The sequence below is a fragment of the Klebsiella sp. S69 genome (assembly GCF_016516145.1).
In the GTDB taxonomy this organism is placed as follows: domain Bacteria; phylum Pseudomonadota; class Gammaproteobacteria; order Enterobacterales; family Enterobacteriaceae; genus Klebsiella; species Klebsiella oxytoca.
In genome coordinates this window covers 87,537-108,794 of record NZ_JACVUU010000025.1, presented here as the reverse complement: position 1 = coordinate 108,794, position 21,258 = coordinate 87,537, and the positions used below count along the sequence as shown (strand labels likewise).

General features: G+C 55.7%; 22 protein-coding genes and 1 other RNA gene. 10 read left to right on the top strand and 13 right to left on the bottom strand.

Annotation, left to right across the window (positions count from 1 at the left end; all coding sequences use genetic code 11):
* The coding region (locus IAE27_RS29995) for a hypothetical protein (RefSeq protein WP_369821847.1) at nt 1-79 on the top strand (79 nt) is incomplete at its 5' end.
* Nucleotides 80-208: 129 nt separating this feature from the next.
* Here IAE27_RS29995 and IAE27_RS22870 read toward each other — a convergent pair.
* The 5 genes from IAE27_RS22870 to IAE27_RS22850 are packed head-to-tail and all read right to left on the bottom strand — an operon-like array spanning nt 209 to nt 3,258.
* Nucleotides 209-865 carry an ABC transporter ATP-binding protein gene (locus tag IAE27_RS22870; RefSeq protein ID WP_154022875.1) on the bottom strand — a complete coding sequence of 219 codons (657 nt, stop codon included), beginning with the start codon at nt 863-865 and terminating at the stop codon, nt 209-211.
* On the bottom strand, nt 859-1,536 hold the full coding sequence (locus IAE27_RS22865) for an ABC transporter ATP-binding protein (RefSeq protein ID WP_154022874.1): 678 nt from the start codon (nt 1,534-1,536) through the stop codon (nt 859-861). The genes IAE27_RS22870 and IAE27_RS22865 overlap by 7 nt, the downstream gene beginning before the upstream one ends.
* The gene (locus tag IAE27_RS22860) at nt 1,524-2,231 is read right to left on the bottom strand and encodes an energy-coupling factor transporter transmembrane component T (RefSeq protein WP_108704552.1); all 708 of its coding nucleotides are present in this window, start codon (nt 2,229-2,231) and stop codon (nt 1,524-1,526) included. Before IAE27_RS22860 ends, IAE27_RS22865 begins: the two co-directional genes overlap by 13 nt.
* The gene (locus IAE27_RS22855) at nt 2,232-2,810 is read right to left on the bottom strand and encodes an ECF transporter S component (RefSeq protein WP_023321620.1); all 579 of its coding nucleotides are present in this window, start codon (nt 2,808-2,810) and stop codon (nt 2,232-2,234) included.
* A gap of 22 nt (nt 2,811-2,832) precedes the next feature.
* Nucleotides 2,833-3,258 carry a PPC domain-containing DNA-binding protein gene (locus tag IAE27_RS22850; protein WP_004105632.1) on the bottom strand — a complete coding sequence of 142 codons (426 nt, stop codon included), beginning with the start codon at nt 3,256-3,258 and terminating at the stop codon, nt 2,833-2,835.
* Between the two features lie 377 nt (nt 3,259-3,635).
* Here IAE27_RS22850 and epd point away from each other — a divergent pair, with 377 nt between their 5' ends.
* The 7 genes from epd (at nt 3,636) to srsR (ending at nt 10,741) form a co-directional block, all read left to right on the top strand.
* Nucleotides 3,636-4,655: an erythrose-4-phosphate dehydrogenase gene (gene epd, locus IAE27_RS22845; protein WP_016809857.1), complete on the top strand. Its 1,020-nt coding sequence runs from the start codon at nt 3,636-3,638 to the stop codon at nt 4,653-4,655.
* Between the two features lie 51 nt (nt 4,656-4,706).
* Nucleotides 4,707-5,870, top strand: a complete 1,164-nt coding sequence (gene pgk / locus IAE27_RS22840; RefSeq protein WP_004105627.1) for a phosphoglycerate kinase — start codon at nt 4,707-4,709, stop codon at nt 5,868-5,870.
* Nucleotides 5,871-5,967: 97 nt separating this feature from the next.
* Entirely contained in the window at nt 5,968-7,047 is a 1,080-nt protein-coding gene (fbaA, locus tag IAE27_RS22835; RefSeq protein ID WP_004105626.1) for a class II fructose-bisphosphate aldolase, read from the top strand.
* Nucleotides 7,048-7,236: 189 nt separating this feature from the next.
* Nucleotides 7,237-8,094, top strand: coding sequence for a small-conductance mechanosensitive channel MscS (locus tag IAE27_RS22830; protein ID WP_004115311.1), 858 nt, complete (start codon nt 7,237-7,239; stop codon nt 8,092-8,094).
* A 148-nt stretch (nt 8,095-8,242) separates the two neighbouring features.
* On the top strand, nt 8,243-8,878 hold the full coding sequence (gene argO / locus IAE27_RS22825; RefSeq protein WP_016809856.1) for an arginine exporter ArgO: 636 nt from the start codon (nt 8,243-8,245) through the stop codon (nt 8,876-8,878).
* Between the two features lie 90 nt (nt 8,879-8,968).
* Nucleotides 8,969-9,724, top strand: a complete 756-nt coding sequence (locus tag IAE27_RS22820; RefSeq protein ID WP_004105619.1) for an oxidative stress defense protein — start codon at nt 8,969-8,971, stop codon at nt 9,722-9,724.
* 120 nt (nt 9,725-9,844) lie between these two features.
* Nucleotides 9,845-10,741, top strand: a complete 897-nt coding sequence (gene srsR, locus IAE27_RS22815) for a LysR family transcriptional regulator SrsR (protein WP_004105617.1) — start codon at nt 9,845-9,847, stop codon at nt 10,739-10,741.
* On the opposite strand, the gene IAE27_RS22810 is transcribed toward srsR, so the two are convergent.
* From IAE27_RS22810 to argP, 5 genes are all read right to left on the bottom strand, one after another.
* On the bottom strand, nt 10,738-12,204 hold the full coding sequence (locus IAE27_RS22810) for an acetyl-CoA hydrolase/transferase family protein (RefSeq protein WP_004105615.1): 1,467 nt from the start codon (nt 12,202-12,204) through the stop codon (nt 10,738-10,740). The genes srsR and IAE27_RS22810 overlap by 4 nt on opposite strands.
* A gap of 23 nt (nt 12,205-12,227) precedes the next feature.
* Nucleotides 12,228-13,013 (bottom strand): methylmalonyl-CoA decarboxylase, encoded by a 786-nt coding sequence (gene scpB, locus IAE27_RS22805; RefSeq protein ID WP_004105613.1) that lies wholly within the window; start codon nt 13,011-13,013, stop codon nt 12,228-12,230.
* Nucleotides 13,014-13,023: 10 nt separating this feature from the next.
* On the bottom strand, nt 13,024-14,019 hold the full coding sequence (meaB, locus tag IAE27_RS22800; protein WP_070556769.1) for a methylmalonyl Co-A mutase-associated GTPase MeaB: 996 nt from the start codon (nt 14,017-14,019) through the stop codon (nt 13,024-13,026).
* Nucleotides 14,012-16,156: a methylmalonyl-CoA mutase gene (gene scpA, locus IAE27_RS22795; protein WP_016809853.1), complete on the bottom strand. Its 2,145-nt coding sequence runs from the start codon at nt 16,154-16,156 to the stop codon at nt 14,012-14,014. The genes meaB and scpA overlap by 8 nt, the downstream gene beginning before the upstream one ends.
* Before the next feature lie 198 nt (nt 16,157-16,354).
* Nucleotides 16,355-17,248: a DNA-binding transcriptional regulator ArgP gene (gene argP / locus IAE27_RS22790; protein WP_004105608.1), complete on the bottom strand. Its 894-nt coding sequence runs from the start codon at nt 17,246-17,248 to the stop codon at nt 16,355-16,357.
* 169 nt (nt 17,249-17,417) lie between these two features.
* On the opposite strand from argP, the gene rpiA reads away from it, so the two are divergent.
* Both rpiA and serA read left to right on the top strand, forming a co-directional pair.
* A complete protein-coding gene (gene rpiA / locus IAE27_RS22785; protein WP_004105606.1) occupies nt 17,418-18,077 on the top strand; it encodes a ribose-5-phosphate isomerase RpiA in 660 nt (219 codons plus the stop codon).
* Nucleotides 18,078-18,346: 269 nt separating this feature from the next.
* Entirely contained in the window at nt 18,347-19,579 is a 1,233-nt protein-coding gene (gene serA, locus IAE27_RS22780; protein WP_004105602.1) for a phosphoglycerate dehydrogenase, read from the top strand.
* 375 nt (nt 19,580-19,954) lie between these two features.
* Here the strand turns inward: serA and IAE27_RS22775 are convergent, their stop codons facing one another.
* From IAE27_RS22775 to zapA, 3 genes are all read right to left on the bottom strand, one after another.
* The gene (locus tag IAE27_RS22775) at nt 19,955-20,551 is read right to left on the bottom strand and encodes a 5-formyltetrahydrofolate cyclo-ligase (RefSeq protein WP_070556765.1); all 597 of its coding nucleotides are present in this window, start codon (nt 20,549-20,551) and stop codon (nt 19,955-19,957) included.
* A gap of 100 nt (nt 20,552-20,651) precedes the next feature.
* Nucleotides 20,652-20,835, bottom strand: a non-coding RNA gene (ssrS, locus tag IAE27_RS22770) — 6S RNA.
* Nucleotides 20,836-20,876: 41 nt separating this feature from the next.
* A complete protein-coding gene (gene zapA, locus IAE27_RS22765; protein ID WP_004105598.1) occupies nt 20,877-21,206 on the bottom strand; it encodes a cell division protein ZapA in 330 nt (109 codons plus the stop codon).
* Nucleotides 21,207-21,258 lie beyond the last annotated feature (52 nt).

Genomic DNA, 21,258 nt, shown 5'->3' with positions numbered 1-21,258 from the left:
AGCGCCGGCGGAGCAGCTGTTTGAAGAGTTTGGCTTCACCGTGGACAACGTGGTCGCGAAAGCGAAAGCGCTGCTGTAGTTCTTTTACCGCCTCCGGGTTACGGGCCAGCACGGTCGGGTAGCCCGGACAGGTGCGCAGCACCGCCTCCGGGTAAAAACTCTGGCTGCCACCGTAAAAAACGGGTCGCTCTGGCGGCCCGTTTCTTTTTCAGACCATCCTCAGCACCCTGCCTTTTTCCAGAAGCACCCGGCGGGAAAAGTGCCGCTGTGTAAAAGCCGCGTCATGGCTGATAGCCACTACGCTGGTTCCTCTTTTGCGGCAAACCGTCAGCCACGCTTCAAATATTGCCAGCCAGTGCCGATCAAAATCGCGGCTGGGTTCGTCGAGCAGCAGGATCTCTGGCGCCATGGCTTCCAGACAGGCGACGGCGACCATACGGCGCTGGGCGGTATGCAAATCCAGCGGATGCGCATCAGCTACGCTCTCCAGCCTGCATAAACGCAGCGCCGCCGCGGTGCGTTGCGCAACTTCCGCTGCCGGTAATTTCTGTAACCGCAGCCCATAGGCGACCTCTTCAGAGACTTTGCTGTGGAAGAGCTGGTTTTCGGCCTCCTGAAACAGGACGCCGATAATTTTGGCGCGCTGACGATTTTTATACTGCGCCATCGGCTTATTCAACAGATTGACGCTACCGGACTTTGCCGACAGCAGCCCGGCCATTACCCGCAGCAGGGTGGATTTTCCCGCGCCGTTATCGCCGGTAAGCGCCAGCCATTCGCCCTGGCCGAGCGTCAGGGAGATATTTTGCAAACAATCATCCGCCGCGCCGGGCCAGCGCCAGGTTACCTGATTCAACGTCAACATAGCGGGGAAAGCGCTCCATCATGTAGTCGCCATCCCTGCTGACACCAGGCAAGAAAAGGCGAAGGGGTGCGTTCAAAAAGGATGATCAGTGAATGCTGCGCCAGCGCCCAGTCCCGCAGACGTGTCAGAAGCATGGCGGTAGCTTGCGCCGTCAGGCGGCTAAAGGCTTCATCAAGGATCAGTAGCGTTGGCTGCATAGCCAGCGCGCAGGCGATCGCCACGCGCTGGGTTTCTCCACCGGAGAGCGTGGACGGATGGCGGTGACGTAACTCCTGGCACTCCATCAGCGAGAGCGCCGCGTCAACACGACGCATAATCTCGTCTTCGTGAAGGCAAAGATTTTCAGGGCCAAAAGCGACCTCTTCTTCGACGCTGAAGGTACAACCGGAAAGCTGGAGATAGGGGGATTGCTGGACCAGCTGGATGGTCTGCGCCCGTTCGACCAGCGATTGCTGTCCAATAGGGATGCCAAGCAGAGTACCATGACCTTCGATATCGCCGGGCAGAAAATCCGGATACCAGCCCGCCATGATCTGCGCCAGAGTGCTTTTCCCGCTGCCGTTATCGCCAAAAATCGCCACCATGCCGGGCTGCGAATAATGGAAATCAAAGCATGATGAAGGACCCGTTGCCCGGGTCGGGTGATAACGGAACTGTTCTAACGTAACCATAGCCAGGCTCCCGCTTCAGCGCCCATCGCCAGCAGCATGCCGTAACGCGCCAGACGTTGTAAGGTGCTGTCTTTCGGCGCCCAAAGCGTAGTGCGCCGACGATGTAAACGAAATGCCCGCATATCCAGCGCCGCCCCGCGTATCGCCAGATCGTTAAGCGCGTTATGGGTCAGAGGGATAATGAGCGCAGGCATTGCGCGCAGCCGCTGATATCCATTCTCGTCCAGCGGTACGCCGCGGGCGCGTTGGGCTTCGTGGATAATCGTCAACTGGCGCTTTAGCTGTTCGACAACCAGCAGCGGGCCAGCGAACAGATAAGCGACGCCCGGCGGCAGGCGTGAGGCAAACAGGGCGCGAATAAAGCGCTGTACCGGTACGTACTCCATCCAGAGCTGTGACGTGGAAACAATCGCCAGAATTCTCAGCCACAGCGTGATGGCGTTCGCCCAGCGCTGCGGGTCGCGGGGCTGGCCGCTCAGCCACTGGGTAAACCAGCCGCCGTGGACCAGCCACAGGCCAACGCCCAGCGAGAGTAGTAGCCAGGCGACATATTTTGCCCGCCGTCGCGTTGCTTTTAGCAGCACTAAACTGAGAAAAGCCGCGGCGCTATACACCGGCAGCACCGTATCCGTCGGTAGCAGCAGCGTGGTCACTGCCGCCAGCGCCCAGAGCGTTAAGGAGGTAAAAGGGTGCATTTAGCGTACGGCGGACATAGCAGGAAAATGGCGCAACGTACGCAGCGGCAGCTGGCGCAACAGGGTCCAGACGATAATCGCGGTAAGAATTTTATCCACCAGATTGGCGCCTAAGACGGTAATTGCCACCGACTCCAGCAGATTCTGACCTACCGAATGCATCCAGGCGACGAACAGATCCGCACCGCTTCCCGTCACGCCGCCAAACAGCGCCGTCCGCAGCGGCACGGCAACCGCGGTCACGGCGAGGGTAATGACAACCCCGCTAATGATCACCTTAGGTAAAGTGCGGAACCATCCCGCTCTCGCCAGCCATCCGGCAACCAGGCCAATCACCATAGCCACTGGCGCAAAGGCGGCGGCAATCGGATCGGTCAGCAGACCCCACAGAAGATTGGTCAGTAAACCGGTCAACATGCCAATGACCGGTCCGAGTAGAACCGCGCTGATCAAGGTGCCGATTGAATCGAGAAAAATGGGAAGTTTTAACATACTGATGAGCTGTCCGCCGATCATGTTGATGGCGACGGCGATCGCAATCAGCACCAGGGACTGGCTGGTAAATTGGCGACGAGCCATAGAAACCTCTTTAAGGGAAAAGTTATCGGGATGAGATGACCAGTTCGTCATAGCCGGAAAGCGCGCACGGCTGACGGCTAAATGCCAGGGAGGTCAGTTCGCCTATCACCAGCTCAAGGGTGGTGCGGACGGTACAGCCGGGCATCATATGGCCGCCGAGCATCGCGCCTTGCGGATCGGATATCGCTAAATGAAGATGTTCTCCTTTCAATTCCAGCGTGCCATTCAGCGAGATAACCTCGTAGGTTCCGTTCAGTAAGGTGGTCTCATCCTGGCCGGCAAAACGTAGTGCCGCATTGCTTAAGCTACCGGTACAGCCGGCGATCCAGGCTGCCTGAATATGGTGCAGTTGCAGGAAGGCGCGCAGGCGTGAAAAAACCTCCTCGCCCGGAAGTAAGCGAAGCGCATAGTAACGTGCCGCAGAGGGCTGCAAGTGGGGAATGGTCATCTTTTTCGAGGGACTCCGAGACTCGGACGTAGCGGCAATAATATCGCCGCTGTTCAGTATGGTTTCTGATATAAATCAGTAATTGCGGCACGACAACGAAAAGATCTTGCTACGCTTATTCGTAATTCTGGAATATGGAATAAATGCCGCCCCAGAAGGGGTAAAAGTGTGATGTAAGTCAGATAAATGGTTTCTCCAGCTGGACAATCATTCCTTTTATTCCTCGTTTGGCTTATTCTAGCTGAAGCGTTTCAGTCGTCTAAATGTTCGACAATTAATCAATCAGTCGCAGTTTGCGACAGGTAAGGTTTCCCTTAGAGCGTTGCTGCATTACTCTGTCAGCCACCTCATATCATGGATAGCCTTGCAGGAGACCTATGACCATACGCATTGCGATTAATGGCTTCGGTCGCATCGGGCGTAACGTGGTTCGTGCTTTGTATGAATCCGGACGTCGTGCGGAAATCACCGTGGTGGCAATCAATGAACTGGCGGATGCTGCCGGCATCGCGCATTTATTGAAATATGACACCAGCCATGGACGCTTTGCCTGGGATGTGCGCCAGGAGAGAGAGCAGCTGTTTGTCGGCGATGACGCCATCCGTCTGCTGCATGAATCTTCCCTTGAGGCGTTGCCCTGGCGGGAACTGGCGGTTGATGTGGTGCTTGACTGCACCGGCGCTTATGGCAGCCGCGAGCATGGCGAAGCCCATCTGCGGGCCGGCGCGAAGAAAGTGCTCTTTTCACATCCTGGCGGCAACGATCTCGACGCGACGATCGTGTTTGGCGTCAACCATGATGAGCTGCGCGCTGAGCACCGTATCGTCTCCAACGCCTCCTGCACCACCAACTGCATTATTCCGGTCATTAAGCTGTTAGATGATGCTTACGGCATCGAGTCTGGTACGGTAACCACGATTCACTCCGCGATGCACGATCAGCAGGTTATCGATGCTTACCATCCGGATTTGCGCCGGACGCGAGCGGCCAGTCAGTCGATCATCCCGGTTGATACTAAGCTTGCTGCGGGGATCACGCGTATTTTCCCTCAGTTTAACGATCGCTTTGAAGCTATCGCGGTCCGTGTTCCGACGATTAATGTGACGGCGATCGACCTTAGCGTCACGGTGAAAAAACCGGTAAAAGCGAGTGAAGTCAACCAGTTGCTGCAAAAAGCAGCACAGGGTGCATTTCATGGTATAGTTGACTATACGGAATTGCCGTTAGTCTCGATAGATTTCAACCACGATCCGCATAGCGCCATCGTCGATGGCACGCAAACGCGGGTAAGTGGCGCGCATTTGATCAAAACGCTGGTCTGGTGCGATAACGAATGGGGCTTTGCTAACCGGATGCTCGACACCACGTTAGCGATGGCCGCACAAGGTTTCAGGTAAGGCGCTCAGGCGCCTGCAAAACTTTATCAAGAATCAACGAGAGGATTCACCATGTCTGTAATTAAGATGACCGATCTGGATCTGGCTGGTAAACGCGTTTTTATCCGTGCGGATCTGAACGTACCGGTTAAAGAAGGGAAAGTAACCAGCGATGCGCGTATCCGTGCTTCTCTGCCGACCATCGAACTGGCCCTGAAACAGGGTGCGAAAGTGATGGTCACTTCCCACCTGGGTCGTCCTACCGAAGGCGAGTACAACGAAGAATTCTCTCTGCTGCCGGTTGTTAACTATCTGAAAGACAAACTGTCTAACCCGGTACGTCTGGTTAAAGATTACCTGGACGGCGTTGAAGTCGCTGCCGGCGAGCTGGTGGTTCTGGAAAACGTTCGCTTTAACAAAGGCGAGAAAAAAGATGACGAAGCGCTGTCGAAAAAATACGCTGCGCTGTGCGATGTCTTCGTTATGGATGCGTTCGGTACTGCTCACCGCGCGCAGGCTTCTACTCACGGTATCGGCAAATTCGCTGACGTCGCTTGTGCAGGTCCGCTGCTGGCCGCTGAGCTGGACGCCCTGGGTAAAGCACTGAAAGAACCGGCTCGTCCGATGGTAGCTATCGTCGGTGGTTCTAAAGTTTCCACTAAACTGACCGTTCTGGACTCCCTGTCTAAAATCGCTGACCAGCTGATCGTCGGCGGCGGCATCGCCAACACCTTCGTTGCCGCTCAGGGCCACAACGTGGGTAAATCCCTGTACGAAGCCGATCTGGTTGACGAAGCTAAACGCCTCCTGACGACCTGCGATATCCCGGTTCCGACTGACGTTCGCGTAGCGACCGAGTTCTCTGAAACCGCAACCGCTACCCTGAAATCTGTCAACGACATTAAAGATGACGAGCAGATTCTGGACCTGGGCGATGCTTCCGCAGAGAAACTGGCTGAAATCCTGAAAAACGCCAAAACCATCCTGTGGAACGGCCCGGTCGGCGTGTTCGAATTCCCGAACTTCCGCAAAGGGACTGAAATCGTAGCTAACGCCATCGCAGATAGCGAAGCGTTCTCCATCGCAGGCGGCGGCGACACCCTGGCAGCAATCGACCTGTTCGGCATTGCTGACAAAATCTCCTACATCTCCACCGGCGGCGGCGCATTTCTCGAATTCGTGGAAGGTAAAGTTCTGCCGGCAGTAGCCATGCTCGAAGAGCGCGCTAAGCAGTAATTCAGTTCAGGCGGGGAGACCCGCCTGTTTTTCAGCGCGCGTAAAAGCTCGCGAACCTTCTTCAACGGTCGAAGATACAGATACAGGACTACGTAACATGTCTAAAATTTTTGATTTCGTAAAACCGGGCGTCATCACTGGCGACGACGTTCAGAAAGTGTTCCAGGTAGCTAAAGAAAACAACTTTGCTCTGCCAGCGGTAAACTGCGTGGGTACTGATTCCATCAACGCCGTTCTGGAAGCAGCTGCAAAAGTTCGTTCTCCGGTTATCGTTCAGTTCTCTAACGGCGGCGCAGCGTTCATCGCGGGCAAAGGCGTGAAAACTGACGTTCCTCAGGGCGCAGCCATCCTGGGCGCTATCTCTGGCGCGCATCACGTTCATCAGATGGCTGAACATTACGGTGTTCCGGTTATCCTGCACACTGACCACTGCGCTAAGAAACTGCTGCCGTGGATCGACGGTCTGCTGGACGCGGGTGAAAAACACTTCGCCGCGACCGGTAAACCGCTGTTCTCTTCTCACATGATTGACTTGTCTGAAGAGTCCCTGCACGAAAACATCGAGATCTGTTCTAAGTATCTGGCGCGTATGGCCAAAATGGACATGACTCTGGAAATCGAACTGGGCTGCACCGGCGGCGAAGAAGACGGCGTGGACAACAGCCACATGGACGCTTCCGCTCTGTATACCCAGCCGGAAGACGTTGATTACGCCTACACTGAGCTGAGCAAAATCAGCCCGCGTTTCACCATCGCCGCTTCCTTCGGTAACGTACACGGCGTTTACAAGCCGGGCAACGTGGTGCTGACCCCGACTATCCTGCGCGACTCTCAGGAATACGTTTCTAAGAAACATAACCTGCCGCACAACAGCCTGAACTTCGTCTTCCACGGCGGTTCCGGTTCTTCCGCTCAGGAAATCAAAGACTCCGTAAGCTACGGCGTGATCAAAATGAACATCGATACCGATACCCAATGGGCAACCTGGGACGGTATCCTGCAGTACTACAAAGCTAACGAAGCTTACCTGCAGGGTCAGCTGGGCAACCCGAAAGGCGAAGACCAGCCGAACAAGAAATACTACGATCCGCGCGTATGGCTGCGTGCTGCACAGACGTCCATGGTGACTCGTCTGGAGCAGGCATTTAAAGAGCTGAACGCGATCGACGTTCTGTAAGAAAGTTTCGTTTCTTACCCGGAAGCCCGCAGAAATGCGGGCTTTTTTATTATCTCAACGACATGAAATGTTGCTAAATAAATGTGATCAATTTGGCAAAATGGACTCTTTTTGTTTACCCTTAACCTGTTTGCAATTATCAGGTTTGGTTATTTTATTTCCCGTCCGGGTATCCATAAGGAAAGTTGAATGGAAGATTTGAACGTTGTCGATAGCATAAATAACGCCGGTTCATGGCTGGTGCGCAATCAGGCATTACTGCTGAGCTATGCCGTCAACATTGTCGCGGCCATCGCGATTATTATTGTTGGTTTGATCGTGGCGCGGATTGTTTCCAACACCGTCAATCGCCTGATGCGGGCTCGACATATTGATGCCACCGTTGCCGATTTTCTTTCTGCGCTGGTACGCTACGCCGTCATTGCTTTCACGCTGATCGCCGCCCTCGGCCGCGTGGGTGTGCAAACCGCTTCGGTTATCGCGGTACTTGGCGCCGCGGGCTTAGCCGTCGGTCTGGCGCTGCAGGGGTCGCTGTCTAACCTTGCCGCTGGGGTCCTGCTGGTCGTTTTCCGCCCATTCCGCGCTGGTGAATACGTTGACCTTGGCGGTATCGCGGGTACCGTGCTGAACGTGCAGATTTTCTCCACGACCCTGCGCAGCGCAGATGGCAAAATTGTGGTGGTACCGAACGGTAAAATCATTGCCGGGAATATCATCAACTTCTCTCGCGAGCCGGTACGTCGCAACGAGTTTATTATCGGCGTGGCCTACGATGCGGACATCGACCAAGTGAAGCAGCTGCTCACCAACATCATCGAATCGGATGAACGTATTCTCAAAGATCGTGAAATGACCGTTCGCCTGAATGAACTGGGCGCTTCATCTGTGAACTACGTGGTGCGCGTATGGAGTAAGAGCAGCGATCTGCAAAGCGTGTACTGGGACGTCCTGGAGCGTATTAAGCGCGATTTTGACGCCAACGGCATCAGCTTCCCGTATCCGCAGATGGACGTTCATGTCATTCGTCCGCAGGAAAAAGCAGAATAATTTCCCTTTTAATACAGGCCGGTATATCCGGCCTTTTTTGTACCCAGTATTAGTCGTCCTTATTAGCGATTAAAATTTTCAATTTCCTCTAATGATTTCTGCACGCTATATTCCCCGGCATTGACTCTTTCAGTGGAAATTCCTCTCGATGTTATCGTATTACTTTCAGGGCCTTGCCCTGGGAGCGGCTATGATTTTGCCGCTCGGTCCGCAAAACGCTTTTGTGATGAATCAGGGTATTCGTCGTCAGTACCATCTGATGATTGCTTTGCTATGCGCCATCAGCGATCTGCTGCTTATCTGCGCTGGAATTTTTGGCGGCAGCGCGCTGCTGATGCAGTCCCCGTGGCTGCTGGCGCTGGTGACCTGGGGCGGCGTCGCTTTTTTATTGTGGTACGGTTTTGGCGCGCTGAAAACGGCCTTTAGCAGCAATCTGGAGCTGGCCAGCGCGGAGGTGATGAAGCAGGGGCGCTGGAAAATCATCGTCACCATGCTGGCGGTGACCTGGCTGAATCCTCACGTTTATCTGGATACGTTTGTGGTGCTTGGAAGCCTCGGCGGACAGCTGGAGATGGAGCCAAAGCGCTGGTTTGCCCTGGGCACCATCAGCGCCTCATTCTTATGGTTCTTTGGTCTGGCCCTGCTGGCCGCCTGGCTGGCCCCGCGCCTGCGCACGGCAAAAGCGCAGCGAATTATCAACGTGCTGGTCGGTCTGGTCATGTGGATCATCGCGCTGGAGCTGGCGAAAGACGGCTTCGCTCATGTGCAGGCACTGCTTAACTAAGCCTTGTCCGATGGACTTTCTCCGCGTACGCGCTAAGCTTGCAGGCATGCGTCTGCGTATAGACGACCAATGTAAGATGGAGAAACGACAGTGAAGTTAAAAGTCATGGCCCTGGCGGCGGCACTCGGATTTAGCGCAATGGCAGTTCAGGCCAATGAATTGCCAAACGGCCCACATATTGTTACTTCAGGTACCGCCAGCGTCGCTGCGGTTCCTGATATCGCCACGCTGGCGATTGAAGTTAACGTCTCCGCGAAAGATGCGGCATCCGCTAAAAAACAGGCAGATGAACGCGTGGCCCAGTATCTCTCCTTCCTGGAGAAGAGCGGCATTGCGAAGAAGGATATTAACTCTGCCAACCTGCGTACCCAGCCTGATTATGATTATCAGAACGGCAAAAGCATTCTTAAGGGCTATCGCGCGGTGCGTAGCGTTGAAGTCACGCTGCGCCAGCTGGATAAGCTCAACGGGTTGTTAGATGGGGCATTAAAAGCCGGTCTGAACGAGATCCGTTCGGTTTCTCTGGGCGTGGCGCAGCCGGACGCTTACAAAGATAAGGCGCGAAAAGCGGCGATTGACGATGCGATTCATCAGGCTCAGGAGCTGGCTAGCGGATTCCACGGCAAACTGGGGCCGGTTTATAGCGTTCGCTATCATGTCTCCAACTACCAGCCGAGCCCGATGGTGCGGATGATGAAAGCCGATGCGGCGCCGGTATCTGCTCAGGAAAGCTACGAGCAGGCGACCATTCAGTTTGATGACCAGGTGGACGTGGTGTTTGAGCTGCAGCCGACCCAGCCTGCGTCGCCAGCGAAACCGGCTGAAGAGCCAAAAGCAGCGCAGTAATCCTCCCGCCCGGCCTTCGCGCCGGGCTTTTTCTGTGACTATCTGTAAAAATGAGAGCGCAGCACAAGTCTTTTCCCTGAATGAGGTAAGGATAGATCCCTGTTTTCCTGTGAGGTGAGCATGGATATCTTTATTTCTAAAAAGATGCGCAATTTCATTCTGTTGGCGCAGACCAATAACATCGCCAGAGCGGCGGAGAAAATCCATATGACCGCATCGCCCTTTGGCAAAAGCATTGCTGCGCTTGAGGATCAGATCGGCTATACGTTATTTACCCGCAAAGATAACAGCATCAGTCTCAATAAAGCGGGGCAGGAGCTCTATCAGAAGCTGTTTCCTATTTACCAGCGCCTGTCGGCCATCGATAACGAAATACACTATTCCGCGCGCCGCTCGCGCAACGTTGTTATCGGCATCGACAACACCTATCCGACGATAATTTTCGACCAGCTCATCAGCCTGGGCGACAAATACGATGGCGTGACCACCCAGGCCGTGGAGTTCAGCGAGAATGGCGTGATTGATAATCTTTTCGACCGTCAGCTGGATTTTATTATTTCGCCGCAGCATGTTTCGCCCCGCGTGCAGGAGCTGGAAAATCTGACCATCAGCGAACTGGCGCCGCTGCGTCTGGGGTTTCTTGTTTCCCGCCGTTATGAAGATAAGCCGCCGCAGGATCTGTTACGTGAACTGCCCTGGCTGCAGATGCGTTTCCAGAATCGGGCCAATTTTGAGGCGATGCTGGACGCCTATATGCGCCCCTGCGGAATCAACCCGACGGTTATCTATCGCCCCTATAGCTTTATGGCGAAAATTAGCGCCGTAGAGCGGGGGCAGTTTTTAACGGTTATTCCTTACTTCGCCTGGCGTCTGGTAAATCCGGCGAAGCTGAAGTACTTCGACGCGCCCGGTAGCGCCATGTATATGCAGGAGTATCTCTATTCGCTGAAAAACCATCGCTATACCGCCACGATGCTTCAGCACATAACTGAAGATCGCGACGGTACGGAGGGCTAACCGAGCATTGAACCGTGCTCAAGCAGATTACGATGCAGGTCGAAGGCGTGGGTGAGGTCGTGGTGAATATGCCCGCCGGGAGCGCTCTGCAGATAGCGATGTAAATAGTCCCGGTAGAGCGGATGCGCGCAGTTATCAATGATAGCGCGGGCGCGCTGCAGCGGCGACAGCCCGCGCAGATCGGCGATACCCTGCTCGGTAACGATCGCCTTCACGCTGTGCTCGCTGTGATCGACATGGCTGCACATCGGCACGATAGTGGAGATCTTCCCGTCTTTGGCGATGGACGGCGCCATAAAGATAGAGAGCCAGGCGTTGCGTTCAAAATCGCCGCTACCGCCGATGCCGTTCATCAGATTCACCCCGGCTACGTGCGTGGAATTGGCGTGTCCGTAGATATCAAACTCCAGCCCCACGTTGAGGGCGATAACCCCCAGACGGCGGATAATTTCCGGATGATTGGAGATCTCCTGCGGGCGCAGGACAATGCGGCTGGCGAAGAAATCCATATTGGCGTAAATCTTGCGCAACGAATCGGCGGATATTGTCAGGCTGGAGGCGCTGACGCCGGTGACTTTCCCTGTTTCCAGTAGATGGACTACCGACTCCTGTAAGACCTCGGAGTACATCATAAAAGAGGGAATATCCGGATTCTCACCCAGCCGCGCCATGACCGCGTTATTGATATTACCCACGCCGCTTTGCAGCGGCAAAAATTCAGGCGGGATGCGCCCGCGAGCCATCTCTTCCAGCAGAAAGGTGACCACGTTATCGGCAATTTTCTGACAAACCGGATTATTTTTATCGAGCAGGTTTCCGGCGTCGGGCAGTTCGGTCTCCACGACCGCGACAATTTTTTTCGGATCGATTTGCACGTACCGGCTACCCACGCGATCCATCGCATGAAAGATGGCGATGCTGTTGCGCCGCGGCGGGGCGCCGGGGAGCACGATATCGGCCAGCTCGGCAACCCGAGGGCTGTGATAATGATTGAGTTCGATGATCACTTTCTTCGCCCGTAGCAGCCAGGTGGGCGCGTTGCCGATACCGCTGGTGAGCCAGACCCGCCCGTCCGGCGCGATAGCCGAGGCTTCGATCACCGCGACATCAATCTCACCAAAGAAGCCGTAGTTAACCATTTGCGCCACTTCGCTCAGGTGCAGATCGACAAACTTCACCTTCCCCTGATTGATTTTTTGCCGCAGGCCCGACGCGGTCTGATACGGCGCGCGCCACGAGACGGCATCGGCTGCCGATAATGCATCATCGGCGGCGGCGCTAATTGACGCGCCGGTCAGCAGGCGGATCTGGAAAGGCTTCTGCGCCCGATGTAACTCACCGGCGCGGCGAGCGATAGCCGCGGGCAGCGCTTTGGGCGAACCGGCGGGAGTGAAGCCGCTGAACGCCACCATCTGGTCGTGCTGGATAATCTCCGCCGCTTCATCGGCGCTCATCCGTTTCATTTTGCACTCCTTAACCGGGATGATTAATGGCCGACGAATTCAGGTTTACGCTTTTCCATAAACGCGCTCATGCCTTCCCGATAATCCTCACTGTCGTAGACGGCGCGGCGCATTCCCTGAATACGTTCGAACTCATCGGAATTCATGGTGTGCGCCTCGCCAAGCACGCGCAGTTCTTCCTTAATGACCGCTATCGCCAGCGGCGCTTTCTCGGCAATGTGGTGCGCCATCTGTAAGGTAAAATCTTCCAGTTCGCCAGCGTCCACCACGTGATTGAGAATACCGACCGCCAGCGCGCGCTGGGCGGTAATCGGCAGGGCGGTGAAAATCAGCTCTTTCACGATATGAAAGCCAGCGTCACGGGTCAGATTGTGAATGCCGACCAGGTTGTAGGGCACGCCGAGATTCACCGGCGTCATGGAGAACGTTGACGTACTGGCGGCGATGATCAGATCGGAGCTCATGATCATCTCAAACGCGCCGCCCCAGACGCTCCCTTCGACCATGGAGATCACCGGTTTCGGATATTTTTGGATCATGCGGGTAATCTGGCGCAGCGGATCGTCATACGAAAGCGGATCGCGGCGTCCGCCGGGTAATTCGTGGATGTCATGGCCGGCGGAGAAAACTTTTGATCCGCCAGGCGCGCGTAAAATGACGCAGCGAATTTCCGGCCTGTTGAGGTCGCTCAACGCCTGCATCAGGTCGTCGATAAACACCTTGCTTAAGGCGTTAAGCTTGCGGCTATAGTTGAACTCAATCACCGCAACCTTTTGGATGATTTCGACGTTAACATATTGATAAGACATAACTATCCCTTTATGCAAAGTAATGATTCTGGAGGAATTCGCTAATCTGCCGCAGGCCGGTGCGCGGCGAGAGGCCATTGTTTTTCACCGCCTGTAGCGTTTGCTGGAAGTAGCGATCAAAGTCCGCTCGGGCAAACAGCAGATACAGCGCCTCGGTTTCGGTCTGCTTTTGCAGCCACTCCAGCGCCTGACGCTGGCGCAGCTTTTCAAGATCGCCGCTGTCGGTGAGGGTGGTTTTGAAGTCAAGGATAGCGAGCCAGACGGCTTCGATACCGCGCTGCTCCAGCGCGCTACAGCTCAAAACGCGCGGCTGCCACGCGGCGTGCTTGCGGCGCAGAATATGCAGGGCGGATTCATACATATGGCGGGTGATAGCCACGCTGGCGCGGTTCTCGCCATCATCTTTATTGATAACCACGATATCCGCCATCTCCATGATCCCTTTTTTAATGCCCTGCAGATCGTCACCGCCGCCGGCGATCTGCAGCGAGATGAAGCAGTCCACCAGGCGGGAGACCTCCGTTTCCGACTGGCCGACGCCGACGGTTTCGACAATGACCACGTCATAGCCCGCTGCTTCGCACAGCAGTATCAGCTCCCGCGTGCGCAGGCTGGTGCCGCCCAGATGGCCGCTCGAGGGCACCGGGCGGATAAATGCCGAGTCCGAGCGCGCCAGTTCGATCATGCGCGTCTTGTCGCCAAGAATGCTGCCGCCGCCGATTGGGCTGCTTGGATCGACCGCTATCACCGCGACCCGCAGGCCATGGCGAATCAGCAGCATGCCGAAGGCTTCCAGAAAGGTACTCTTTCCGGCTCCCGGCGTGCCGGTGACGCCGAGGCGCAGGGCGTTGCCGGTGAAGGGCATAATCGCATCGACCAGCTGGGCGCTCAGCGCCTGGTGGCGGGGATGCTGACTCTCTACCAGCGTCATGGCCTGGGCGAGCGTGGCCCGCTCGCCCAAACGTAATCGCCGTATGGCGTCGCTCAGGGTGGATGAGTTAATCATGATGCTGGCTAATCCTCATCAGGACGTCGCGTACGCTCTCCAGCATCGGCGTGCCGGGGCCATAAATAGCGGCCACGCCGCGCGCCTGCAGAAACGCGTAATCCTGCGGCGGAATGACGCCGCCGGCGATGACGCAGATATCTTCCCGTCCCCATTTTTTCAACGCATCGACCAGCTCGGGGATCAGCGTTTTGTGGCCTGCCGCCAGCGATGAGGCGCCAACCACGTGTACGTCGTTCTCCACGGCGAGGCGGGCGATCTCCTCCGGGGTAGAAAACATCGGGCTCAGGTCAACATCGAAGCCAAGATCGGAATAGGCGCTGGCGATCACTTTGGCGCCGCGATCGTGACCGTCCTGACCCATTTTGGCGATCAGAATGCGCGGGCGACGGCCGCGATCCGCGAGGAATTTTTCGGTTTGCGCAACAATGGCGTCAAACTCGCAGGCGGCTTTATCTGACTGATGGTAGCTTTGCGCAATCACGCCGGTGACGCACTGGCTGGGCACCAGATAGCGGTCAAAAGCCACCTCCAGTGCGTCGGAGATTTCGCCCAGCGTGGCGCGCACGCGGGCGGCGTTGATGGCGGCGGCCAGCAGATTTTCATTATGCTGCGCGGCGTGGGTGAGGGCGTTCAGCGCGGCTTTTACCGTCACATCGTCCCGACTGGCCCGTATTTTTTTCAGCGAGGCGATCTGCTCGTTGCGTACCTTGACGTTGTCGATCTCCAGCACTGCCGTTTCATCTTCTTTTTCCAGCTTGTACTTATTGACGCCGACGATGACGCGCTTGCCCTGGTCGATCAGCGATTGCTCGCGGGCGGAGGCCTCTTCGATCATCCGTTTCGGCAGTCCGGCTTCGATCGCCTTCGCCATCCCTCCCGCTTCGTCGATCTGCTGCATAATGGCTCGCGCCTGCTTAACGATTTGATCGGTCAGCGACTCGACGTAATACGATCCCCCCAGCGGATCCACGGTGCGGCAGATCTCCGACTCCTCCTGAATGATGATCTGCGTATTACGCGCGATACGTGCGGAAAAGTCGGTGGGCAGGCCGAGCGCCTCATCAAAGGCGTTAGTATGCAGCGACTGGGTGCCGCCGAGCGTGGCGCCGAGCGCTTCGATGGTGGTGCGGATCACGTTGTTATACGGATCCTGCTCGGTGAGGCTCCAGCCGGAAGTCTGGCAGTGGGTGCGCAGGGCTAACGATTTTGGATTGGTGGCGCCGAAGCCGCTGACCGCTTCGCTCCACAGATAGCGTGCGGCGCGCAGCATCGCGACGTTCATAAACAGATCCATGCCGATGCCGAAGAAGAACGACAGGCGCGGGGCGAAGTCATCGATTTTCAGGCCGGCGGAGAGCGCGGCCTTAATGTATTCGATGCCGTCGGCCAGGGTAAAGGCCACCTGCTGCACGCAGTTGGCTCCGGCTTCGCCCATGTGATAGCCGCTGATGCTGATGGTATTAAAGCGCGGCATATTGCCCGAACACCAGGCGATAATGTCGGCAATAATGCGCATTGAGGGCTTCGGCGGGTAAATATAGGTATTCCGGCACAGATACTCTTTCAGAATATCGTTCTGGATCGTGCCGGTGAGCCGTTCCGGCGCAACGCCTTGCTCTTCCGCCGCGACGATATAAAACGCCATTACCGGCAGCACCGCGCCGTTCATGGTCATCGACACGGACATTTCATCCAGCGGGATGCGATCGAACAGAATCTTCATATCTTCGACGGTATCGATCGCTACCCCCGCTTTCCCCACGTCGCCCGCCACGCGAGGATTGTCGGAGTCATAGCCCCGATGGGTCGCGAGATCGAAGGCGACGGAAAGCCCTTTCTGCCCGGCAGCGAGGTTGCGGCGATAGAAGGCGTTGGACTCTTTCGCGGTTGAGAAACCAGCGTACTGGCGGATGGTCCACGGCTGGGCGGTATACATGGTGGCGCGGGGGCCGCGGACGTAAGGCGGCAGGCCGGGCAGGGTGCCGGTCACTTCCAGATTATCAATATCGGCTTCGGTATACAGCGGTTTAACGGCAATCCCTTCTGCCGTCTGTTTTACCAGAGCATCGACGGTTTTTCCCCGCCGGCTAAGCTCCTTGTTGGCGAGCGTTTGCCACTCTCGTAACTCTGACATTTTGTGCTCCGTATGCGCAATAAAATAGGGTATTGCAAATACGGTGAGCCTTTTAAGACGCTCTGTCGCCAGCAAAAAATAGCCATCAGCGCGTCGTTTTTTGCCGCATGAAATGTTCTATTTTGTGATGAATTTCAAAGATATGAATAGAAGAAGGTGGGTCATGCAGGCCGGACGGCGACGACCTGCCTGGGAGGCTTAATCTTGTCTCAACACTTTATGGCCATAATCGATCAGCGCATCGGTCACCCGGCGCATCATACGGCTTTCCGGCGCAAAACGGTGCCAGTAGAGCATCCGGCGCTGGAACAGGCCCGGCGTGAGATTAATAAGTTCGCCGCTGTTCAGCTCTCGCTCAATTTGCAGATGCGGAATCATACAGCAGGTTGTCCCCTGGCGGGCCAGCTGCACAAAGGCTTCCGAAGAGTTCACGATATGGCAGGGAACGCTGCCCGGCGGCAAATCGAAGTTCTGCTGTAAAAAGGCCTGGTGCATATCATCGAGATGATCGAATGCCACCACCGGCGCTTTGAGCAGCGCCGAGCGGGTCACCCCATTGGGGAAATAGCGCTGGGCAAACTCTTTCGAGGCGACGAACAGATAGTCGAGGGCGCCGAGCTGATCGACCAGGCAGCTTGGCAGCGCCTGCGGCTGGATACTGACCGCGCCGACGACTTCACCGCGGCGCAGGCGTTCCTGGGTTCGGGTCTCGTCCTCCACCTGTAGGTTCAGGCGAATAGGGGAGTCGGAAAGCACGCTGGAGAGCGCGGGCAACAGCCAGGTGGCGAGACTGTCGGCGTTGACCGCCAGCGACAGCAGCAGCGGCGTTGAGCCGGTTTGTTCATCGCCCAGCCACTCCTCTTCCAGCAGTTCAACCTGGCGCAGCAGGGCCAGCAGCTTTTGCCCCTGTTCGGTGGGACGCGGCGGTACGGTGCGTACCAGCAGCGGTTGTCCAAACATGTTTTCCAGCTGTTTGATGCGCTGAGAGACGGCGGACTGCGTAATACAAAGCTTCTGCGCGGCGCGCTCAAACCCTCGTTCCCTGATTACCGCGTCCAGCGCCTGTAGTGTTCTGTAGTCCGGTCGTTTCATTGCTCTGGCGTGCCCCCTAATACTTTTCGTTAACTCGCACTATGACATAAATTTGTTTTTGATGAAGATGAAAAAATGGCGACTGCGTTGTGTGATCGCCGTCGCAGGGACAATGACCCCCCTGATGTTCTATAATGCGCCACAGGAATTCACATCTCGGACCATAATCATGACGCAAGATGAACTGAAAAAAGCAGTAGGCTGGGCGGCATTGCAGTATGTACAACCGGGCACCATCGTTGGGGTCGGCACGGGCTCCACGGCGGCGCATTTTATTGATGCGCTGGGCACCATGAAAGGACAGATTGAAGGCGCGGTTTCCAGCTCTGATGCCTCTACTGAAAAACTGAAAAGCCTCGGTATTACGGTTTTTGATCTTAACAGCGTTGACCGTCTTGGCATCTATGTCGACGGCGCTGATGAAATCAACGGCCATATGCAAATGATTAAAGGCGGCGGCGCGGCGCTGACGCGCGAGAAGATTATCGCTTCGGTCGCTGACAAATTTATCTGTATCGCTGATGCTTCCAAGCAGGTGGACATCCTGGGTAAATTCCCGCTGCCGGTGGAAGTGATCCCGATGGCGCGCAGCGCCGTGGCGCGTCAGCTGGTTAAGCTGGGCGGCCGTCCGGAGTACCGCCAGGGCGTCGTGACCGATAACGGCAACGTGATCCTCGATGTGTATGGTCTGGAAATCCTGGACGCTATTGCGCTGGAAAATACCATTAACGGTATTCCGGGCGTCGTGACCGTCGGCCTGTTTGCGAATCGCGGTGCGGACGTCGCGCTGATTGGCACCGCTGATGGTGTAAAAACTATCACTAAATAGTCTGAACCGAGGGAGCGAATGGCTCCCTCGCAAATATTTTTTCTCCAGGCCTATTTTGGTGACTTCTGTCACATTTATGCGCCTTGTCTTAGTAACAACCTACCTTTCTTTTACTTTCTGGTGTTTTGTCCTGCAATTTCCCGCTGATTGATATTTCTTCAGGTTGTCGACGCAAACGTTCATATTGCCGCAATAGTTTTTTTTGATATGTTGCTGAGAAGAACTTTCGTTCCGCACGACATCAGTTAAGACAAAAACAGGACGGGGAAATGGCTAAGGTATCACTGGAAAAAGACAAAATTAAATTTCTGCTGGTTGAAGGTGTGCATCAAAAAGCGGTGGACAGCCTCCGCGCAGCAGGCTACACCAATATCGAATTTCACAAAGGCGCGCTGGACAGCGAAGAGCTGAAAGCGTCCATTCGTGATGCCCATTTCATCGGCCTGCGTTCCCGTACTCATCTGACTGAAGAGATCTTCGCGGCGGCGGAAAAACTGGTTGCGGTTGGCTGCTTCTGTATCGGTACTAATCAGGTTGACTTAAATGCGGCGGCAAAACGCGGTATTCCGGTATTTAACGCCCCGTTCTCTAATACCCGTTCCGTTGCGGAGCTGGTGATCGGCGAGCTGCTGCTCATGCTACGCGGCGTGCCGGCGGCAAACGCCAAAGCGCACCGCGGCGTATGGAACAAGCTGGCGGTAGGCAGCTTTGAAGCACGCGGCAAAAAGCTGGGTATTATCGGCTATGGCCACATCGGTACGCAGCTGGGCATTCTTGCCGAATCGTTGGGGATGCACGTCTATTTCTACGATATTGAAAGCAAACTGCCGTTGGGTAACGCGACTCAGGTACAGCATCTCTCCGATCTGTTGAACATGAGCGATGTGGTAAGCCTGCACGTGCCGGAAAATGCCTCAACGAAGAATATGATTGGCGCGGAAGAGCTGGCGCTGATGAAACCGGGTGCGCTGCTGATCAACGCCTCCCGCGGTACCGTGGTAGATATTCCGGCACTGTGCGATGCGCTGGCGAGCAAGCACCTGGCGGGCGCGGCGATCGACGTGTTCCCGACCGAACCGGCGACCAACAGCGATCCGTTCAACTCTCCGCTGTGTGAGTTCGACAACGTTATCCTGACCCCGCATATTGGCGGCTCAACTCAGGAAGCGCAGGAAAACATCGGTCTGGAAGTGGCGGGCAAGCTGGCGAAATACTCCGATAACGGTTCTACGCTCTCTGCGGTGAACTTCCCGGAAGTGTCGCTGCCGCTGCACGGCGGGCGCCGTCTGCTGCATATCCATGAAAACCGTCCGGGCGTTCTGACCGCGATTAACCAGATTTTCGCCGCGCAGGGCATTAACATTGCGGCGCAGTATCTGCAGACCACTCCGCAAATGGGCTACGTGGTCATTGATATTGAAGCCGAAGAAGATGTGGCGCAGGCTGCGCTGCAGGCGATGAAGGCTATTCCTGGTACCATCCGCGCCCGTCTGCTGTTCTAACTCCTTTTATGCCAGCGGGCAGGTCATCGACCTGCCCCTTTTCTCCTGCTAGACCCTTCTGCAATTTCCCGTCGCCACCCAAAGCTTGCGAGTCTTGCCGCAAACGGCGATTAAAACCGTCGGATGTCGTTGTGCCTGAAAGAAAGGGATTTACGATAAAGACTCAGCGTGGGGCTGAAACGGGAAAGCCCCTACCGAGGCAGGGGCTCTAAAAGGAAAGGGACGATGATGAGACTCTTCATCATGCTGCTTATCCTGTTAATCATCGCCTGGCCAGCATATTAACAGAGAGAATGCAGGAGGGAGGTTCGCCTCCCTCACCCTTTACCCAGGAATTTAGGTGAAAAAAACAGCAATGTCAATTGTTCGGGCGTTTTACCAGAGCCAGGTTTTTGACGGCGTGATGACCGCTGGCAGCGGGATATCCCACTGCTCCGTCGGCAGCGCGTCGACCTGCTGGCAATCATGCGCGTAGCCGACCGGCTGCAGGCGATGCTGCCGCCAGTTTTGCAGCGTCCGGTCGTAAAATCCGCCGCCCATACCCAGGCGCTGTCCGGCGGCATCAAATGCTACCAGCGGCGTTACCAGCACATCCAGCTGGCTAAGCGGGAGGACATCGCGCACGTCGAGTTTCGGTTCGCGGATTTTCAGACGATTCATCATCAGCTCGCTGCTTGGGTGGTAGTGCAGAAACAGAAGATTGCCCGGACTGAACGGATGAAGCACGGGGAGATAAACCCGTTTGCCTGCCCGCCAGAGCTGGTCAATAAGCGGCAGTGTATCCAGCTCGCCATCAAACGAAAGAAATACCGCGACCGTCTGCGCGAGCAGAACCGGCGGATAAGCCATCATTCTGTCCGCCGCCTGGAGGGCGAACTGCGTTTGCTGCTCCGGCGTTAACGCGCGTCGGCGCTGGCGGATCTGCTGGCGAATTTGCTGTCTGGTATAGGGGGCATCTGGCAATAGGGTCATACCTGAGTCTCATCGGTGAGCAAACGATACAAACAGGCGTAGTCTAATACACGACGGTAAAAGCCGAAAATTAACTTATGGGGGATAAAACGAAAGGAAGGGAATCTCCGAGATGCCGCCGCAGGCTGTAACCCTTGAACCCTTGGTTCAAGGTGAATGTGTCGTCACAGTTTTAAGGCTTCTCGGACGGACCGAGCATGCTCACCAACCGTGGAGCGCCACATTCTTGTGGTATGAAATATCGGCTCAGGGGACTGGCCCGCTTGCAAACATCTCAGAGAAATTTTGTTCTTGCGATTACTCTAACACAGTTAAATGCAAAGTGTTATTCAAACTTCTGCCCGGGTCTTTCGCTTATGCGACCTTGCTCAAGCAATGCTTGCTCGATGGTCTGCTGAAGCATCCGAATACGCTGTTCCATGCTGGCGGCGTAGTCGCGGGTTTTCGCTTTTTCCTGAGTCAACTCATAGCTGATGTTCAACGCGGCGATGAAGACCAGCTGCTCAGTATTTGTGACTCTAGTGCGTTCTTTTAAATCTTGCAACCGCTGATTCAGGTCGTCAGCTGCCTGGTTCAGGGCATCCCTTTGTTCAGGCGGGCAATTCACTCGCAGTGAACGGCCAAAAATTTGGAGATCTACGGGTTGTGCAGACATGCCACCTTCCTGCTGATTGACTGCGCGGCCTTCACGCCCTGGGAGGGTCTGC

What these genes read in the sequence shown, in the direction of transcription:
- IAE27_RS22870 (WP_154022875.1), bottom strand. Translation starts at nt 865, where the DNA reads ATGTTGACGTTGAATCAGGTAACCTGGCGCTGGCCCGGCGCGGCGGAT.
- IAE27_RS22865 (WP_154022874.1), bottom strand. Translation starts at nt 1,536, where the DNA reads ATGGTTACGTTAGAACAGTTCCGTTATCACCCGACCCGGGCAACGGGT.
- IAE27_RS22860 (WP_108704552.1), bottom strand. Translation starts at nt 2,231, where the DNA reads ATGCACCCTTTTACCTCCTTAACGCTCTGGGCGCTGGCGGCAGTGACC.
- IAE27_RS22855 (WP_023321620.1), bottom strand. Translation starts at nt 2,810, where the DNA reads ATGGCTCGTCGCCAATTTACCAGCCAGTCCCTGGTGCTGATTGCGATC.
- IAE27_RS22850 (WP_004105632.1), bottom strand. Translation starts at nt 3,258, where the DNA reads ATGACCATTCCCCACTTGCAGCCCTCTGCGGCACGTTACTATGCGCTT.
- epd (WP_016809857.1), top strand. Translation starts at nt 3,636, where the DNA reads ATGACCATACGCATTGCGATTAATGGCTTCGGTCGCATCGGGCGTAAC.
- pgk (WP_004105627.1), top strand. Translation starts at nt 4,707, where the DNA reads ATGTCTGTAATTAAGATGACCGATCTGGATCTGGCTGGTAAACGCGTT.
- fbaA (WP_004105626.1), top strand. Translation starts at nt 5,968, where the DNA reads ATGTCTAAAATTTTTGATTTCGTAAAACCGGGCGTCATCACTGGCGAC.
- IAE27_RS22830 (WP_004115311.1), top strand. Translation starts at nt 7,237, where the DNA reads ATGGAAGATTTGAACGTTGTCGATAGCATAAATAACGCCGGTTCATGG.
- argO (WP_016809856.1), top strand. Translation starts at nt 8,243, where the DNA reads ATGTTATCGTATTACTTTCAGGGCCTTGCCCTGGGAGCGGCTATGATT.
- srsR (WP_004105617.1), top strand. Translation starts at nt 9,845, where the DNA reads ATGGATATCTTTATTTCTAAAAAGATGCGCAATTTCATTCTGTTGGCG.
- IAE27_RS22810 (WP_004105615.1), bottom strand. Translation starts at nt 12,204, where the DNA reads ATGAAACGGATGAGCGCCGATGAAGCGGCGGAGATTATCCAGCACGAC.
- scpB (WP_004105613.1), bottom strand. Translation starts at nt 13,013, where the DNA reads ATGTCTTATCAATATGTTAACGTCGAAATCATCCAAAAGGTTGCGGTG.
- meaB (WP_070556769.1), bottom strand. Translation starts at nt 14,019, where the DNA reads ATGATTAACTCATCCACCCTGAGCGACGCCATACGGCGATTACGTTTG.
- scpA (WP_016809853.1), bottom strand. Translation starts at nt 16,156, where the DNA reads ATGTCAGAGTTACGAGAGTGGCAAACGCTCGCCAACAAGGAGCTTAGC.
- argP (WP_004105608.1), bottom strand. Translation starts at nt 17,248, where the DNA reads ATGAAACGACCGGACTACAGAACACTACAGGCGCTGGACGCGGTAATC.
- rpiA (WP_004105606.1), top strand. Translation starts at nt 17,418, where the DNA reads ATGACGCAAGATGAACTGAAAAAAGCAGTAGGCTGGGCGGCATTGCAG.
- serA (WP_004105602.1), top strand. Translation starts at nt 18,347, where the DNA reads ATGGCTAAGGTATCACTGGAAAAAGACAAAATTAAATTTCTGCTGGTT.
- IAE27_RS22775 (WP_070556765.1), bottom strand. Translation starts at nt 20,551, where the DNA reads ATGACCCTATTGCCAGATGCCCCCTATACCAGACAGCAAATTCGCCAG.
- zapA (WP_004105598.1), bottom strand. Translation starts at nt 21,206, where the DNA reads ATGTCTGCACAACCCGTAGATCTCCAAATTTTTGGCCGTTCACTGCGA.